The 16128-nt window shown below is 72.4% G+C and carries 13 protein-coding genes; 4 read left to right on the top strand and 9 right to left on the bottom strand.

Going from position 1 to position 16128, the window contains the following annotated elements:
* Nucleotides 1-60: 60 nt before the first annotated feature.
* Entirely contained in the window at nucleotides 61-984 is a 924-nt protein-coding gene (locus P8A18_RS30410) for an FAD-dependent oxidoreductase (RefSeq protein ID WP_306061236.1), read from the top strand.
* Between the two features lie 149 nt (nucleotides 985-1133).
* On the opposite strand, the gene P8A18_RS30405 is transcribed toward P8A18_RS30410, so the two are convergent.
* Nucleotides 1134-2828: a BCCT family transporter gene (locus P8A18_RS30405; RefSeq protein WP_306059746.1), complete on the bottom strand. Its 1695-nt coding sequence runs from the start codon at nucleotides 2826-2828 to the stop codon at nucleotides 1134-1136.
* A 129-nt stretch (nucleotides 2829-2957) separates the two neighbouring features.
* Entirely contained in the window at nucleotides 2958-4283 is a 1326-nt protein-coding gene (locus P8A18_RS30400) for a M14 family metallopeptidase (RefSeq protein ID WP_306059744.1), read from the bottom strand.
* A 115-nt stretch (nucleotides 4284-4398) separates the two neighbouring features.
* On the opposite strand from P8A18_RS30400, the gene P8A18_RS30395 reads away from it, so the two are divergent.
* Entirely contained in the window at nucleotides 4399-5442 is a 1044-nt protein-coding gene (locus P8A18_RS30395; RefSeq protein ID WP_306059742.1) for a LacI family DNA-binding transcriptional regulator, read from the top strand.
* Nucleotides 5443-5719: 277 nt separating this feature from the next.
* The gene (locus tag P8A18_RS30390; protein ID WP_306059740.1) at nucleotides 5720-6598 is read left to right on the top strand and encodes an oxygenase MpaB family protein; all 879 of its coding nucleotides are present in this window, start codon (nucleotides 5720-5722) and stop codon (nucleotides 6596-6598) included.
* A 10-nt stretch (nucleotides 6599-6608) separates the two neighbouring features.
* On the opposite strand, the gene P8A18_RS30385 is transcribed toward P8A18_RS30390, so the two are convergent.
* The 6 genes from P8A18_RS30385 to P8A18_RS30360 all read right to left on the bottom strand — a co-directional run bounded on the left by P8A18_RS30385 (nucleotide 6609) and on the right by P8A18_RS30360 (nucleotide 13897).
* Nucleotides 6609-7241, bottom strand: coding sequence for a TetR/AcrR family transcriptional regulator (locus P8A18_RS30385; RefSeq protein WP_306059738.1), 633 nt, complete (start codon nucleotides 7239-7241; stop codon nucleotides 6609-6611).
* Nucleotides 7242-7521: 280 nt separating this feature from the next.
* The gene (locus P8A18_RS30380; RefSeq protein WP_306059736.1) at nucleotides 7522-8871 is read right to left on the bottom strand and encodes an MFS transporter; all 1350 of its coding nucleotides are present in this window, start codon (nucleotides 8869-8871) and stop codon (nucleotides 7522-7524) included.
* A 63-nt stretch (nucleotides 8872-8934) separates the two neighbouring features.
* Nucleotides 8935-10446: an amidohydrolase family protein gene (locus tag P8A18_RS30375; RefSeq protein ID WP_306059734.1), complete on the bottom strand. Its 1512-nt coding sequence runs from the start codon at nucleotides 10444-10446 to the stop codon at nucleotides 8935-8937.
* Nucleotides 10443-11906: a chlorohydrolase family protein gene (locus P8A18_RS30370; protein ID WP_306059733.1), complete on the bottom strand. Its 1464-nt coding sequence runs from the start codon at nucleotides 11904-11906 to the stop codon at nucleotides 10443-10445. Before P8A18_RS30370 ends, P8A18_RS30375 begins: the two co-directional genes overlap by 4 nt.
* On the bottom strand, nucleotides 11903-13009 hold the full coding sequence (locus P8A18_RS30365; RefSeq protein ID WP_306059731.1) for a sugar phosphate isomerase/epimerase family protein: 1107 nt from the start codon (nucleotides 13007-13009) through the stop codon (nucleotides 11903-11905). The genes P8A18_RS30370 and P8A18_RS30365 overlap by 4 nt, the downstream gene beginning before the upstream one ends.
* Before the next feature lie 48 nt (nucleotides 13010-13057).
* Nucleotides 13058-13897 (bottom strand): ABC transporter ATP-binding protein, encoded by an 840-nt coding sequence (locus P8A18_RS30360; protein ID WP_306059729.1) that lies wholly within the window; start codon nucleotides 13895-13897, stop codon nucleotides 13058-13060.
* A 246-nt stretch (nucleotides 13898-14143) separates the two neighbouring features.
* Between P8A18_RS30360 and P8A18_RS30355 the strand changes: the two genes are divergently transcribed.
* A complete protein-coding gene (locus tag P8A18_RS30355; RefSeq protein ID WP_306059727.1) occupies nucleotides 14144-15097 on the top strand; it encodes a LysR substrate-binding domain-containing protein in 954 nt (317 codons plus the stop codon).
* Between the two features lie 108 nt (nucleotides 15098-15205).
* Here the strand turns inward: P8A18_RS30355 and P8A18_RS30350 are convergent, their stop codons facing one another.
* The gene (locus P8A18_RS30350) at nucleotides 15206-16102 is read right to left on the bottom strand and encodes an aminoglycoside phosphotransferase family protein (protein ID WP_306059725.1); all 897 of its coding nucleotides are present in this window, start codon (nucleotides 16100-16102) and stop codon (nucleotides 15206-15208) included.
* Nucleotides 16103-16128 lie beyond the last annotated feature (26 nt).

The raw sequence follows: 16128 nt of genomic DNA, 5'->3' as shown, positions 1-16128 counted from the left end.
CCGGGCAGCCCCTAGAGTGCGGCCGTGGACGCGCATCCGGAGGCGAAGGGCGGAGCAGCGGTGTCGGACGTGATCGTGGTGGGCGGCGGGGTCAGCGGGCTGACCACGGCGATGGTGCTGGCCGGGCGGGGACACCGGGTGCGGGTGTGGTCCCGGGAACCCGCCGGCGACACGACGTCGGCGGTGGCGGGGGCCCTGTGGTGGCCCTACCGGATCGAGCCGCTGGACCGGGTCGGCGACTGGTCGCTGACCGGGCTGCGCTGGTACGAGGAGCTGGCCGCCCGCCCGGAGGAGACCGGTGTGCGGCTGGTCGACGGCCTGCACCGGGGCGAGCGCCTCGCGGCCCTCGGGCCGTGGGCCGGGGAGCTGAAGGGCGCTGTGGAGAGCTCCGATGGGCTGCGCTGCCGGCTGCCGCTGATCGATATGCCGGCCCATCTGGAGTGGCTGGAGGGGCAGGTCCGGGCCGCCGGGGGGTCGGTCGAGCGGCGCACGGTCGCCTCGTTCGGCGAGGCGGCCGCCGAGGCGGGGACGGTGGTCAACTGCGCCGGGCTCGGCGCCCGCGAACTGGTGCCCGACGCCGGGGTGCGGCCCGTGCGCGGGCAGTTGGTGCTGGTGGAGAACCCGGGCATACGGGAGTGGTTCACCGAGGCCGGTCCGGAGTCGAGCGAGACCACCTACTTCTTCCCGCAGCCCGGCCGGCTGGTCCTCGGCGGCACGGCGGTGGCCGACGACTGGAGCACCGTGCCCGATCCCCGTACGGCCGAGGAGATCGTGGCCCGGTGCGCCCGGGTCCGGCCGGAGATCGCCGGGGCGCGGGTCATCGGGCACCGGGTGGGGCTGCGGCCGGCCCGGGACGCCGGGGTCCGTATCGAGGCCGAGACCCTGGCCGGGGGCGGGCGGCTGGTGCACAACTACGGCCACGGCGGCGCGGGGGTGACGGTGGCCCTGGGCTGCGCCCGGGAGGCGGCGCGGCTGGTGGACTGAGCGCCGTGGCGCGCGGCCCGGGCGGCGGCGCGGCTGGTGGAGTGAGCGCCGCACGGCCCGGCGGGCGCGCGGCTATGGGCCGCGCCCCCACGCGGCCCGGTGGCGGCGCGGCTCCGCGCCTGCGCCGGGCCGCACGGGCAGCCGGCCGGTCAGGCGGGGCTGGAGCCGCCGGGCTCGTCGTGGCGTTCGGTGGTGATCTGGCTGCCGCCGGGGCCGATCCGGATCTCGAAGTCGCCGTCGTACTTGGCATGCCCCTCGATGACCGCGGACTCGACGGCCTCCACGCCGAACTCGCGGCGGACGATCAGCGGGTCGTGGCGGAGGTCCCGCATGAGGGCGATGCACATGCCGATCATCACCAGGGTGAAGGGCGCCGCCACCAGGATGGTCAGGTTCTGGAGTCCCGCCAGCGCGTCGCCCTTGCCGTTCCCGATCAGCAGCATGACGGCCGCCACCGCGCCGGTGACGACACCCCAGAAGATGACGACCCACCGGGCGGGTTCGAGGATGCCCTTCTGGGAGAGGGTGCCCATCACGATCGACGCGGCGTCCGCGCCCGAGACGAAGAAGATGCCGACGAGGACCATCACCAGCACGCTCATCACACTGGCGATGGGGAACTGCTGCAGTACGCCGAAGAGCTGGGCCTCCTGGGTGTCGGCCCCGCGCAGCTTGCCGGCCTCCTGGAGATTGATCGCGGTGCCGCCGAAGACGGCGAACCAGATCAGGCTCACCGTGCTGGGCACCAGGATGACGCCGCCGATGAACTGCCGGATGGTCCGGCCGCGGCTGATCCGCGCGATGAACATGCCGACGAAGGGCGTCCAGGAGATCCACCAGGCCCAGTAGAAGACGGTCCAGCTGCCGAGCCAGTCCGCGACCTTGCCCTCGCCGGTGGCCTCGGTACGGCCGGCCAGTTGCGGCAGGTCACCGAAGTAGGCGGCGATCGAGGTCGGCAGCAGGTCGAGCACGATGATGGTGGGGCCCGCGATGAACACGAAGACGGCGAGGATCAGGGCGAGCACCATGTTGATGTTCGACAGCCACTGGATGCCTTTCTCGACGCCGGAGACCGCGGAGGCGATGAAGGCCATCGTCAGCACGGCGATGATCAGGACAAGAAGGCCGGTGCCGGTCTTCTCCATCCAGTTCAGCTCGTGGAATCCGCTCCCGATCTGGAGGGCCCCGAGTCCGAGTGAGGCGGCCGAGCCGAAGAGCGTCGCGAAGATGGCCAGGATGTCGATGAACCTGCCGAGGCCGCCGTGGGCGTGGCGGGGGCCGATGAGCGGCTCGAAGACCGCGCTGATCGTCTGCCGCCTGCGGCGCCGGAAGGTGCTGTACGCGATGGCCAGGCCGACCACCGCGTAGATCGCCCACGGGTGCAGCGTCCAGTGGAACAGGGTGGTGGCCATCGCCGTCTGCATCGCTTCGGCGGCGTCGGCGGGGTGGGTGCCGGGGGGCGGGTCGGTGAAGTGGGCCAGCGGCTCGCTGACCCCGTAGAACATCAGACCGATGCCCATGCCGGCGCTGAACATCATGGCGACCCAGGAGACGGTCCGGAATTCCGGCTCCTCGCCCTCCTGGCCGAGGGTGATGTTGCCGTAACGGCTGACGGCCAGCCACAGGGCGAAGACCACGAATCCGGAGGCGGCCAGCATGAAGCCCCAACCACCGTTGTGGATGAGTCCGTTGAGGGCCTTGTCGGAGACGTCCTCCAGCGAGTCGGTGCCGACGGCGCCCCAGACCACGAAGGCGAGGGTGAGGCAGGCGGTCACGCCGAACACCACCCGGTCGGTGACGGGGCGCCGGTTCTGGGTCGGGTCGCCCGGCAGATCCGCCGTCACCGGCCGATCCCCCCTGCCGCCCGTTCTCTGATCGTCCTGATCGTCCTGCGACACGAATGGCACCTTTCCACGGAAACAGACAATTCGCTCTCCGTAGGCAGTACCACACGAAATGCCCAACTTCCGGCATCAACAAGCTGTATCGGGTTGCCCTTTTGTGAGGTGATATGCCGCCCGCACGTCCAGGAGCAGCGGGATCAGGTTCCGGGCGGGCTGCCGCAGGGGCACGTACACGCCGTCGCCGTCGGGCCGGGAGGTGACGCCGTGCAGGGCGAGTTCGTGCCCGACCCGGGCGTACTGCTCACGGGTGAGCCGGTATCCGCAGGGCGGGTCGTCCGGCGTCCCGCCCGGCTCCGGGGCCCCGCCGTCCACGCCGCCGAGGTGGACGGGCCCGCGGTCGGCGAGTCCGGCCGCACGGGAGGCCGCGGTGGCGGCGGCGATGCTCCCGCGCCGCTCGTCGGCGTAGCGCAAGAGCGCCTTGAGCACGGTGAGTTGCGAGGTCACGCGGCGGCGGTTGCCGAGGGCGGCATCGGCGCGCTCGGGCACGGTGAGCGCGTCGGTACGGGACTCGGCCAGCAGTCCGACCGCGTGCTTGAGGCCGGCGATGTTGCGCAGGATGCGTTCCTGGCCGTCACCCCCGATCCGCTTGACCACCCTGCCGGTGTCCGGGTCCGTCCACTCGCCGTAGACACCGCTGCTGAATCCGGCGTCCAGCGCGGCGGGGCGCACCCACCGCTCGGCCAGGTCCCGCGCCTCGGCGTGCAGCCGGGCGACGGTGTTGGGGTTGCGCGGCCACAGGACGAACAGGTCCTTGTCGTAGTACGGCGCGGTCGCCTCGTACTCGTGCAGGTCCTCGATCACGTCGGGCTCGTGGTCGCGCAGTACGGCGGCGACGGCACGGGCCTCGGCGGTACGCAGCGCGAGGTGGTCGCGGTTGATGTCCACGCCGTCCGCGTTGCCCCGGGTCCCGGCGGCCAGGCCGTCGGGGTTGGCGGTGGGCACGACGAGGATCTCGGTCCGGGCCAGAAGGGCGCGGGTGCGCGCGTCGGTGGCGTACACGAGGTCGCGGACCGCGGTCAGGCAGGCCTCGCGTCCGGCGGGCTCGTCGCCGTGCTGGCCGCAGACCAGGAGCACGGTGAGCGCGTCCGGGTCGCGGCTGCCGACGCGGACGAGGCGCAGCGGGCGCCCCTGCGCGGTGGTGCCGATCCGCCGCACGGCGACCCGGTCGCCGTGTCCACCGAGGCCCGCCAGCAGGGCGGCCTCCTCGGCCTGCCCGGTCCAGCGGGCCCCGGCGGAGACCTCGAAGCCGGTACGGGGCGGGGCGGTGCGGGCGGCGTCCGACGGCACGGCGATCAGGGGGACGGCCAGGGCGGCGGACGCGGCCGCCAGTGCGAGATTGCGGACGCGGCCGCGCCGGGGCGGCCGCCGTCCGCCGCCTCTCGGCGCGATCGGCATGGGCGGAAGATACTCCGGCCCGCGCCCGCGCGACAGCCCTTAGGCTGGCGGGGTTCACGCCGACCGGCCGGTCCCGGCTGTTTCCGGCCCCCTCCGCGCCCTTGAGGAGCGTCCCTTGCCCGGTCCGACCCCCGATGCCCCGCCGCCCGCGCGCCCCACGCTGGAAGCGGTGGCGGCCCGCGCCGGAGTGTCCCGGGCGACGGCCTCCCGGGTGGTGAACGGCGGCGCGGGAGTCCGGCAGCCGCTCGTGGACCAGGTGCGCAAGGCGGTCGAGGAGCTGGGCTACATTCCGAACCATGCCGCCCGGACCCTGGTGACCCGGCGCAACGGCGCGGTGGCCGTCGTCATCGACGAACCCGAGGCCCGGATCTTCTCCGACCCGTTCTTCTCCCAGCACATCCGTGGCATCAGCCGTGAACTCAACGCCCACGACGCACAGTTGGTGCTCCTCCTGGTGGAGGGGCGGGGGGATTTCGAGCGGGTAAGCCGCTATCTGGCCGGCGGCCATGTCGACGGGGTGCTGGCGTTCTCGCTGCACACGGACGACGAACTCCCGGCCGTCATCCGCCGGTTCGGGGTCCCGGCCGTGTACGGGGGCAGACCGGGCCGGCCGGGTGCGGGGTCCGGACTCGCGGTGCCCTTCGTGGACTGCGACAACCGGGGCGGGGCCCGGGAGGCCGTACGCCATCTGGTGTCGCTCGGCCGCCGGCACATCGCGCACATCGCGGGCCCGCGCGACCAGACATCGGCGCTCGACCGGATCGACGGCTACACCGACATCCTGCCCGACGCCGGCCCCGCGCTGGTCGCGGAGGGCGACTTCACGGTGGAGGGCGGCGCGCGGGCGATGGCCGAGCTGCTGGAGCGGCGGCCCGGTCTGGACGCCGTGTTCGCGGCCAATGACCTGATGGCATCGGGCGCGCTGCGGGTGCTGCGCGAACGGGGCCGGCGCGTGCCCGAGGACGTGGCGCTGGTCGGCTTCGACGACATGGAGTCCGTCGCCGAGGCCACGGACCCGCCACTGACGACGGTCCGTCAGGATGTGGTGGGCATGGGGCGGTTGATGGTGCGACTGCTGATGGAGCGGCTGAACGACAAGGGCGCGGGCCCGGAGTCGGTGATCACCCCGACGGAACTCGTCCACCGCGCCTCCGCCTGAGCCGAGGCCCCGCACCTGTCCGAAAAGCAAGTCCTGTTCGCGGGCCGCCCGGTAGGCGGCCCGTGCGCCCCCGCGCGCCCGGAGCCGGAGGGAACCGAGGGGCCCTCGCCGCCTCGCTGAGGTGGCGCACGCGGTGTTGACGGAACCCGTGAAACAAGTCGATAGTATTTGTAACTTTGTCTCTCCGGACTCGACGGACCGTCACACTCCTTGCCAGTCAGGGGAGTTGTCTCGCGCTTCCGCGGCGGGGAGCCCGATATCGACAGGAGGGCGCACCATGGGCCGGTACAGCCGCCTGCGTGAGATCCGCCGGATGGATCCGGCGCGGGATTACGCCGAGATCCTCCGGCTGATCTCTCAGTACGAGTTCCCCTGGGACTACCGCCAGGGCGTGAGCGTCGCGTTCCTGCGCGACTACGGCGTTCCCCGGATCTCCGTACTCCTGGACCGGACCCAGGAGTTCGAGCGCCACGGACAGAAGCGGTACGACGACACGGTGCTGATCGCCTACGAGATGGCCGCCGACGGCTTCGACTCGGAGCGCGGGCGGGCCGCGGCCCGGCACCTCAACCGCATCCACGGCAAGTACCGCATCCCGAACGACGACTTCCGGTACGTCCTGGCGACGACGGTCGTGGGGCCGAAGCGCTGGATCGACCGGTACGGCTGGCGCCCGCTGTGCGCGCAGGAGGTGCAGGCCCTCGCGGAGACGGGGCGCAGGACCGGGGCGATGATGGGCATCGAGGGCGTGCCCGACACCTACGAGGGGTTCGAGCGACTCCTCGAAGCGTACGAGGAGCGCATGTTCGCGTACGACCCGGCGAACCGACGGGTGGCCAGTGCCACGTTCCGGGTGATGGCGAGCTGGTATCCGCGCCCCTTGAGGCCGCTGATCGCGCGGTTCTCGCTGGCCCTGCTGGACGAGCCGCTGCTGAAGGCGCTCGGCTTCCGGCCGCAGCCACGCTGGGTGCGGTCCTCCGCGTCGACGGCGCTGCGGATGCGGGCGCGGTGCGTGCGCAGGATGCCGGCCAGGCCGCGCCGCTTCCCCGCGCGGCCGCAGCCCCGTTCGTACCCGTTCGGCTGGCGGCTGGACGACCTCGGGCCGCACTGGGCCCGCAGCCGCCCCCTGGAACCGCTGCCGGACGAGGCGGCGTAGGGCAGTCGTCTCAGGCCGCGAGCAGCGGGACCAGGCAGCGGCGGGCGAAGTCGCGTACCTGGGTGTCGTCGTCCAGCTCGAAGCAGCTGACGGGGTTGAGCAGGAAGGAGACCGTGATCCGCACCATCAGTTCGGCGACGGGGGTCGGGTCGCTCTCGGGCAGCCCCTCCAGGCGGCGGGCCTCGCGGAGCCGGCCCGCCAGGTACCCGCGGATCGCGAGGAAGGCGGGCCCGCTCTCCACGGTCAGGAAGGGCAGCATGGTCTCGGGCTCCAGCCGCAGCAGCCCGCCGATGAGCGGGTGCTCCCGGATGTGCCGCAGCACCGCGGCGAAGCCCTCGACCAGCCGGTCCTCCGTCGTGGGCAGCTCCGCCACGGCCTCGTCGACCTCCATGACGAACCGGCGGTACTCGCGCAGCAGGCACGCCGAGACGAGGCTGTCCTTGTTGCCGATCCGCCGGTACACGGTCACCCGTGAGACGCGGGCGCGTTTGGCGACGTCGTCCACGGTCGAGCGGCGCAGCCCGAAGGTCATGAACTGCTCACGCGCGGCGTCCAGGATCTGCTCGCTCAGCGCGTCGGAGGGCGCGGCCACCGCGCCGAGCCCCGGGACCGCGGGCGTCTCGTCGGTGCTGCGTGCCGTCATGGGCCCTCCCCCGTTCCGCCGGTCCGCCCCACGATAGGTGCTGGAACAGAGTGACACGCTCCGTATTCATGTACCAGGCCGGGGCGGGGCGGCCACCGGTCCGGGTGGCCGCCCCGCCTTGGGTGACGGTGAGGTGACAGGACCAGGGACCAGGGCCTGTCCGGGCGGCGGAGCGGGCGACCGGCCGGGGTTCCCGGTACGCGACCGCAGGGGGCCCGGAGTGGATCCGGGGCCCCCTGTGGTGCGAGGTGCGCGCTGCGCCGCGGCTCGCGGCCCTCGTTCAGACCGCTTGGTTCTCGGGCTCGCGATCGGGGAGCGGCGCCGGCTCCGCGAGGCTCACCGGCGGCATCCGGAACATGAAGACCGCGGCGACCAGACTGACCAGGCTGATCAGGGCGACGTAGAACGTCACACCGAGCGACGAGCCGGTGGCGTCCTGGAGGGCGAGGGCGATCATGGGAGCCAGTCCGCCTCCGATGATCGCTCCGGTCTGCATGACGATCGAGGAGCCGGAGTAGCGGACGTGCACCGGGAAGGTGTCGGCGATGATCGCGCCCTGCACGCTGTGCGTGATCGGCATGACGAGCCCCATCAGGAGGAACGCCACGAGGGTGACCGCCCGGGAGCCCGAGTCCATCAGCGGGAGGAAGGCGCAGCCCGCCACCAGGAGCGCGACCGAACCGGCGAGGAACATCCGGCGCCGGCCGAAGCGGTCGGCGACGGTTGTCCAGAACGGGATCAGACAGCACCACACGGCCGCCGCCGCGGTGACGCAGAGCACGAGGAACTGCCGGTCGAAGCCCACGGTCGAGGTGCCGTAGGAGAGGCTGAAGACCATGAACACGTACCCCACGGCACCGCTCGCCACCGCGGCGAAGAGGGTGACGGTGAGCCGGGGGAAGCCGACCTTGAGGGCCTCCGCCAGGGGACGGGCCACCACATGGTCGCGGGAGACGGCGGCTTCGAAGGACGGCGACTCGGCGACCCGGAGGCGCACGAAGAGTCCGACGACGACGAGCACGGCGCTGAGCAGGAACGGGATGCGCCAGCCCCAGGCGTTGAAGGCCGAGTCGGGCATCACGGCGCCGGTGGTGAGGATGACCACGTTCGCCAGAACCAGGCCGGCCGGCGTGCCCATCTGCGGGAATCCCGCGAAAAGGTTCTTCCTGCCGTCCGGGGCGTGCTCCATGGAGAGCAGCGTGGCCCCGGCCATCTCGCCGCCGAGTGCGATGCCCTGCACGAAGCGCAGCAGGACCAGCAGGATGGGCGCCCAGACCCCTATCACCGCGAAGTTGGGGACGAGTCCGATGAGTGTGGTGGCGATCCCCATCATCAGGAGGGAGACCACCAGGGTCGCCTTGCGGCCGACCCGGTCACCGAAGTGGCCGAACACCAGGCCGCCCACGGGGCGTGCGGCGAACCCCACGGCGAAGGTGCTGAACGCGGCGAGTGTGCCGGCGGTGGGGCTCAGCGAGGGAAAGAACTGCGAGTTGAAGATGAGGGCGGAGGTCGTTCCGTAGACGAAGAAGTCGTATCCCTCGAGTACGGTCCCGCTCAGGGTCGCGAGTGCGACCCTCCGGGTCGCCCCGGCGTCCTGGTTACTGCGTCGGCTGCTCTGCCTGTTCTTCATACCGTGGCCCTGTCAGGTCGGCGGGAAGGGAATTGCGCGGGTGCTGGCGTCATGTGCGTCGGCTCATTCCTCGAAGGGGACCGGGTCCGGAAAGGACTGCCGCGAAGTGCCCCAGACGGGGGCGGTGATGAAACGGTCGAGCCGGCCGCGGGCGATCACCTGCCGGGCCTCCTCGCCCGCCGCGGCGATCACTTCGGCTTCGTCTACGCGGGTGGGATGCCGGTTGCGCATGAGCACTCGGCCGGCCACGACGACGTGGCTGACGTCCTGGCCACCTGCCTTGTAGACCAGTGCGTGCACCGGCATGTGCAGGGGCTGGAGGTGCGGTTGGCGGGTGTCGACCACGATGATGTCGGCCGCTTTGCCCTCCTCCAGTGAGCCGATCTCGTCGTCCCAGCCGATCGCGCGTGCCGCGTCGATGGTGACCATTTCCAGCAGCTTGCCCGGGGGCAGCAGGAAGGTGTCCCGCAGTTGCAGCTGGGAGAGCGTCTGGGCCTGGCGTACGGCGGTGAACAGGTCGAAGCTCGACATGGGGGCGCAGCCGTCGGTGGTGACGGCCACCGTGACTCCCGCGTCCAGCAGTTCGGGGACCGGGCAGCGTCCGCGCAGGGCTCCGACCACCACGCCGGGACCGTGCGTCACGCTCGTGCCCGTTTCGGCCAGGATGGCGACTTCGCGGGCGCTGAGGCCGAAGCCGTGCTGGAAGTGGACGTCCGGGCCGAGCAGTGCGTGCGGGTCGAGCCGGTGGGCGAGTTCGACCATGCCGCCGAAGGCGTCCGTGTGGACGCGCGTGCCGTAGCGGGCCGCGAGGTCGCGTACGCGTTCGGACTGTTCCCGGTCCTGTGCGGTCAGGCGGGTGGCGCGGTCGGGGCTGGTCGGGCCGCTCGGGTCGAGGGAGGGGACCATGGTGTACGGGGTGACGGCCACCCGTATCCGGCCGTCGGCTCCGTTGTGCCAGGCGGCAACGGTCTCCTCCGCCCCGGCCATCATCCGGTCGAGGCCCACGCGTTCGCGGTGGTACGTGGCTCCGCCCGTCCAGTGGCCCACTTCGCGCGGCCAGGGCAGACCGCTCGGGCCGACGCCCAGCACCTGGCGGGTGCCCGCCTCGGCGTAGGCGCGGGCGTGGGCGTCGCCGAAGGCCGGCTGGTCGGAGCGGGGCTGGGAGCCGAGGACGCTCACCGCGCAGGTGACGCCGGACTTCAGCCGCTCCAGGGCGGCGAGGCGCCCGTCCGCGTACCAGTAGCCGGGCGTGACGTGCTCGAAGTAGGTGCGGGTCGCGATCCGCATCCACCAGGACAGGGAGTCGACGCCGATCGTCTTCAGCAGGGCGTGCCCGCCGTGGCCATGGGCGTCTATGAGCCCCGGCAGGACGACCTGGCCCGTGCAGTCGATCGTTTCGGGGGCCGTCCAGCCGGCCCGTATCTCCCGGGTGGGGCCGACGGCGGCGACACGGCCCTCGGTGACGGCGACCGCGCCGTCGGTGAGCACCCGCCGCCGCGGGTCCATGGTGATCACACAGCCGCCGGTCAGGAGGAGATCGGCCGGGCGGCGGCCGCAGTCGCCGTCGGTGGTCATGGTGCGGCCCTCCTGATGCGGTAGGTCGGCGGGAAGAGTTCCTGCTCGGTGCGGCCGAGGTGGTCGCGCTCGGTGTAGCCGGCCCGGTAGCGGTCGAGGTACGCCTGGGCGCGTTCCCGGTCGTCGTGGCGCGCGCCGAGGAGGGCGCCCTCGTCCACGACGGTGCGCCCGTTGACGACGACGGTGCGTACGTCCCTGCCGTTGGCGGCGAGGACGAGGGTGCGGATCGGGTCGTCGACGGGGCCGGTCCTGGCGCCCGACAGGTCCACCACGGTGATGTCGGCCCGCGTGCCCTCGGCGAGGCGCCCGAGGTCGGGGCGGCCCAGCGCGTCGGCGCCCCCGACCGTCGCCGCGTGGTACAGGTCGCGGCAGGAGCCGGCGGAGCGCCGGCGTTCCACCGCCTTGGTCAGGACCATCCCGGTGTCCATCGCGCGGATCATGTCGGGCGGGGCGGTGTCGGTGCCCATCGCCATGCGGATGCCATGGGCGAGGTAGCGGTCGAAGGACTCCAGGACCACGGCGTAGCGTGCCACCGCCATGGGGCAGAAGATCACGGTGGTGCCGCTGTCGCTCAGGAGGCCGAGGTCGTCGCCGGGGACGGGGAGTTCGCTGTGTCCCGCGACCGCCCAGGCGTGGGGGATCAGGGTGCGTGGCCCCAGGAAGCCGATGTCGTGGAGGAGTTCGATGGGGCGGCGGCCGTGGGCCTCGCGCAGGAGACCGACCTCGAACACGGTCTGTCCGGCGTGCAGTCTGACCGGGCAGCGCAGCTCGTCGCCGAGGTCGCGGGTGCGGCGCAGGAGCGCGGGGTCGACCGTCTCGATCCGGGAGGGGGCGAGCATTCCGCGTACCAGGCCGTGGCCGGAGCCGTCGAAGTCGGCCACGAACCGGGCGGCGCCGTCCAGTCCGGCTTCGCCGAGCCGTGGTTCGTGGTGCAGCAGGGTGCGGCCCCGGGCGTCGACCACGGGCACGGCCGAGCGGTAGCTCGGGCCGAGGTAGACGCGCAGCCCGAGTTCCACCGCGGCTTCGGCCGCGTCGGCCATCTCCTCGTAGGTCTCCGCCCATTCCTTGGATATCTCCGAGGCGATGGGCAGGGCGGTGGTGATGCCGTTCAGGAGCAGCTGCCCGAAGGCGTAGCGGCGTTTGAACGCCTCCTCCTCGCGGCTGAAGACCTCGTGGCGTCGCTCCAGATAGCTCTGCGACCACCGCTGGCCGGTGGCGAGCGCGTCGTCCTGGTAGGTGTCGAAGACCGCGTGGTCGATGTCGCCGAGGGCGTTGAGGTCGACGAAGCCGGGTCCGACCAGGGCGAGCCCCTCGTCGCGCTCGACATCGACGCGCCCTTCGAAGCCGTGGCCGACGTGGATGACCGTGTCGTCCTCGTAGACGACCGCGCCGTTCTCGTGGACGACGTGGTCGCTCCCGTCGTGGCCGACGACGAACCGGGCCGAGATGCGGGTCCTCATCGGGCCGACCTGATGGACTCGCCATCGGGATCGCCGCCGGGTTCGCCGTCGGGTTCGCCGTCGGGTTCGCCGTCGGTGGCGAGGATCTCGCGCAGATGGGCGGCGGTGCGTGAGATGAAGCGCAGCTGTTCGGGCCCGTCGCACGGGGTGCCGGTGAGGTGGTCGAACGTCGGCCTCTCCCCCGCCGCGGCCATGTCCTCGTAGGCATGGGTGAGGCGGAAGGTCTCGGCGAGCTCGGTGGTGGTGAGGTCGGGGTGCGCGGCCAGCCAGGCGGGGTCGTACACGTGCATCGGCATGATCGTGCGGTCCCGGGAGTTCTCTATGGACAGCCTGAGGCCGGGCCGGTGCTCACCCAGGGCTCCGAGGATCGCCGGCCAGTCCATGACGCCCTCACCGCAGGGTGCCAGCATGCGTCCGATCCCGTAGTCGGTACGGAACAGCGCGACGTCCCGGACATGGCTCATCCGTACGTACGGGGCCACGCGGCGGGCGGCCGCGACGGGGTCCTCGCCGCGGGCGACGACGTTGGCGGAGTCGTAGGTGATCCCGATGGCGTCCGGGCCGACGGCCTCCACCAGGCGGACCACCTCGAAGGAGGTGATCTCCTCGTGGGTCTCGACGTTGAGGTGGCAGCCCAGGTCCAGGGCCACCGGACGCAGGACGCGCAGGAACTTCTCGATGCCGGCGAGCTGATCGCTCCAGGACGCGTCGGTGCGGAACCGGTCGAACACGTGGTAGCCGGGCAGCCCCGGCTTGTAGTTGGCGGTGCCCACCCAGAGTTCACGGCAGTCGATCTCCGCACAGGCACGCATCATCCGGACCATGCCGGCGGTGTAGTCGCCGCCGCCCAGTTCCCGGACCTCGGGCGCCTCCGCGTTGGCGTACGGGTTGACCTTGGCCAGGCCCATTTCCAGGTAGAGGCCGAGTTCGTCCGCGCGCCGGCGCAGTTCTTTCAGGACGTGCCGGTCCAGCGTCGGGGTGACGTCGAGGACGGTCCTGAAGAAGACGCCGTCCATGCCGAGTTCGGCCGCCGCCTCAAGGTTCTCCACCGCTGAGCGCGTCGACGCCCCGGGAAGCTTGCGGCCGTCCACTCCAACCTTCATGCGTGTTTCTCCTTGCGCTGTTCCGTTGCGATTCATGACGGTCGTGATTCATGACAGCCGTGACTCATGACAGGGGGCGGCCGGGGCCGGAAAGTGGCACTTCACGGTGACCGAGCCGTGGGGCGAGACGAAAGGGGTGGGGCCGGGGACGTCGCGGCGGCAGCTTTCCTGGCCGCGGCCCCGCGGGCAGTGCGGTTCGAAGAAGCAGCCCCGCCCCGTCCCCGCACCGCGCGGGGGTGCGGCGGCTCCCGTGCGCAGCGTCTCGGTGAGCCCGTGCCGCGGGTGGGCACGGAGTTCGGCGCCGGGCCCTCGTTCGACGATCCGCCCGCCCGCGACGATCTGAAGCGTGTCGCAGAGCCGGGCGACCGCCTCGAACGGGCCGCCGACCACGATCAGCCCGGTGCCGTCCGCGTCGAGAGCCGGGGCCATGGCCCGCAGCCGGCCGGTGCGGGCCCCGGCCTCGTCGGCGGACAGGCCCGTCAGGTCGGCGACGAGAACCCGTGGCCCGGCCGGTGGACGCCCGGTGTGCGGGAGGGCGGGCGCCGCCGGGCCGAGCGGGGCGATGTTCCCCGCACCCCGGCGGGCCGGTTCCCCGGGCTCCGTCAGGCTGCGTACGGGCCCGCTCGCGAGCCGGGTCGTACCCGCGAGTACCCGGTCCCCGTGGGCCGGGCGGCCGGTCAGGACCCGGGCGAGCAGCGGGAGGGCCGACTCGGCCTCGCCCTGCACCCCGAGACGTTCGCCCCGGCGCAGGTCGAAATTCACGTCTTCGAGAACCGGGCACTCCGCGCCGCCGAGCGACACGGACGCGCGCAGACCGCGCACCTGGAGCAGTACCTCACGGGCCGCGACTCTCGGGCCCGGGGAGGCGGGTATGTGGTGGGCCGTCACGTCGTTCTCCCAGTCCGCCGGGGTGGTGCGGGCTTTCCCGGCCGTTCCTGCTGCGTTCGTTCCTGGTGAGTTTCGGCGCCGGAAGTCATGCGTGTCCAATACTTGTTACGGCCCACGGCATAGCCGTACGGGCATGACGAGGGCCACCCCGCTCGGAGGGCTTCCAGGGCTTCCCCTACCGCCACCCTTGCCTGTTTCGTCTGCTGGACCCCTTGTGCCATAGCCGTCGAGGCATACCCTGAGGCGATGGATCCCGAGAGGCTGTTGGACGGCCGCCTGAAGTTGCGCCATCTGGTCCTCCTCACGACCATCGCCGAGCACGGCAGCGTGATGCGGGCCGCCGAGCACCTGCGGGTGACCCAGCCGGTCGTGACCCGTGGTCTGCGGGAGCTGGAAGCGATCCTCGGCGCCGAGGTCTTCGACCGCGGTCCGCGCGGGGTGACGCCCACCGTCTGCGGAGAGGCGTTCATCGAGCACGCGCAGGTGGTTCTGGCGCATATCCGCAAGGCGGGCCAGCACGTGGCCGAACTGACCAGCGGCCAGGTGGGCACGGTCACCGTGGGCACGCATCTGGCCGGGGCCGGCCTGTTGCTTCCCAAGGCCATCACCCGGCTCAAGCGGGAGCGGCCCAAGGTGACGGTCGTCGTGAAGGAGGCCCCGCCGGACGTGCTCCTCGCCGACCTCATGGCCGGCCAGGTCGACCTGACCGTGGGCCGGCTCAACGCGTCGGACCACGGTGGCCGCACCCGGCAGATCCAGCTGTACAGCGAGCCGGTGAAGCTGGTGACGCGGGCCGGCCACCCGGCGCAGGCGCTCGACGCACCGCGGCTGGCGGACCTGACGCACTTCCCGTGGAGCCTGCCGGTGGCCAACACGTCCCTGCGCCGGGAGGTGGAGCGGGTCTTCTTCGAGGCGGAGCTGCCGCTGCCCGAGGACCGGGTGGAGTGCACGTCCATCCTGACGTTGCGCACACTGCTGGAGGAATCGGACACCGTGGCCACGCTGCCGGTGCTCATTCCCCAGCGTGACGACCGGCTCGCCGTCCTGCCCACCCCCTTGCCGTCGGTCTCCCGGCTCGTCGGTGTGACGCTGCCGCACGAGCGCGCCCACAGCCCCAGCACCCAGGCCCTGCTCCAGCATCTGCGGGATGTGGCGGCGGAGATCCGGGTCATGCTGAGGCCCGCGGCCGACGCCGGCTGACGCGCGTACGCCGGCCGGCTCCCGCGGGTCCTGCCCGAGCGGAACGCGGCTGTTGCCGGCCGTGGCGTCAGGCGGCCGTCCCGGTCACCGCCCACGACCGGGGCCGTGTCACTCCGCGGGCTCCAGGAGGCGGTCGAGTGTCCGGCGCCCCATGCGGCTCATGGCCGGGTTGCTCTCGGCGTAGTACCAGACAAGACCCATCGCCTGTTGGAACGCCCAGGCCCTGCCGCGCTCCCACTCCACGTCGTCACAGCCCAGCGCCGTGCGGAGCACTTCCCGGGGACCTGACCGCAACAGGTGCCAGGCACCGACCAGATCCAGCGCGGGGTCGGCCGGGCCGAAGCCGCCGGTGTCGAGTACGCCGACGAGCCGGTCTCCCGCGACCAGGACGTTGCCGGGGATCAGGTCACCGTGGCTCATCACGTCGGCACCCGTGCGCGGCAGCTCCCGGAAGAGGCTCCACATCCGGCGCAGCCGGTCCACGTCGAGCAGTCCCTCGCTCTCCTCGAAGCACTTCGCCATCCAGGCGTCGTGATGGGCGAGCACACCGCCACGGCCCTCGCCGCTGAACAGCCGCCCCCGCGTCCCGGCGGCGCGCAGGGCGGCGATGAAGGCAGCGAGGTCCTCGGCGAACGCGTCGGACCCACTCGGGTCGGCGTCGAAGGCGACCGTTCCCGGCAGCCATGTCTGGAGGGACCACGGCATGGGGTAGCCGGCCCCGGGCCTTCCCAGGGCGACGGGTTCCGGGGCGGGGAACGGAGACACCCGGGCCAGCTCCGCACTCGCCCGGGTCTCCTGTTCCAGGACCGCCAGCGCCTCGGCGGCATCGGCCGGACGCAGCGGGAAGCGCGCGGAGAGGTCGTTCCCGACGCGGAAGATGGCGTTGACCGTCCCCGTCGACGGCAGACGTCGCACGGCCAGGCCGCTCCACCGGGGGAACTGGTCCTGGATCAGGGCCGCGACGGTCTCGGGGGTCACGTCCAGTTGGTCGTCGTGCATGGTCATTCTCCCGGCCCCGCGGGCAGCGCCGC

The organism is Streptomyces sp. Mut1 (assembly GCF_030719295.1).
GTDB lineage: Bacteria > Actinomycetota > Actinomycetes > Streptomycetales > Streptomycetaceae > Streptomyces > Streptomyces castrisilvae.
This window is presented reverse-complemented; position numbering and strand designations above follow the sequence as displayed.

What these genes read in the sequence shown, in the direction of transcription:
- P8A18_RS30390 (WP_306059740.1), top strand. Translation starts at nt 5,720, where the DNA reads ATGGGCCGGTACAGCCGCCTGCGTGAGATCCGCCGGATGGATCCGGCG.
- P8A18_RS30400 (WP_306059744.1), bottom strand. Translation starts at nt 4,283, where the DNA reads ATGCCGATCGCGCCGAGAGGCGGCGGACGGCGGCCGCCCCGGCGCGGC.
- P8A18_RS30365 (WP_306059731.1), bottom strand. Translation starts at nt 13,009, where the DNA reads ATGAAGGTTGGAGTGGACGGCCGCAAGCTTCCCGGGGCGTCGACGCGC.
- P8A18_RS30370 (WP_306059733.1), bottom strand. Translation starts at nt 11,906, where the DNA reads ATGAGGACCCGCATCTCGGCCCGGTTCGTCGTCGGCCACGACGGGAGC.
- P8A18_RS30355 (WP_306059727.1), top strand. Translation starts at nt 14,144, where the DNA reads ATGGATCCCGAGAGGCTGTTGGACGGCCGCCTGAAGTTGCGCCATCTG.
- P8A18_RS30350 (WP_306059725.1), bottom strand. Translation starts at nt 16,102, where the DNA reads ATGACCATGCACGACGACCAACTGGACGTGACCCCCGAGACCGTCGCG.
- P8A18_RS30380 (WP_306059736.1), bottom strand. Translation starts at nt 8,871, where the DNA reads ATGAAGAACAGGCAGAGCAGCCGACGCAGTAACCAGGACGCCGGGGCG.
- P8A18_RS30385 (WP_306059738.1), bottom strand. Translation starts at nt 7,241, where the DNA reads ATGACGGCACGCAGCACCGACGAGACGCCCGCGGTCCCGGGGCTCGGC.
- P8A18_RS30375 (WP_306059734.1), bottom strand. Translation starts at nt 10,446, where the DNA reads ATGACCACCGACGGCGACTGCGGCCGCCGCCCGGCCGATCTCCTCCTG.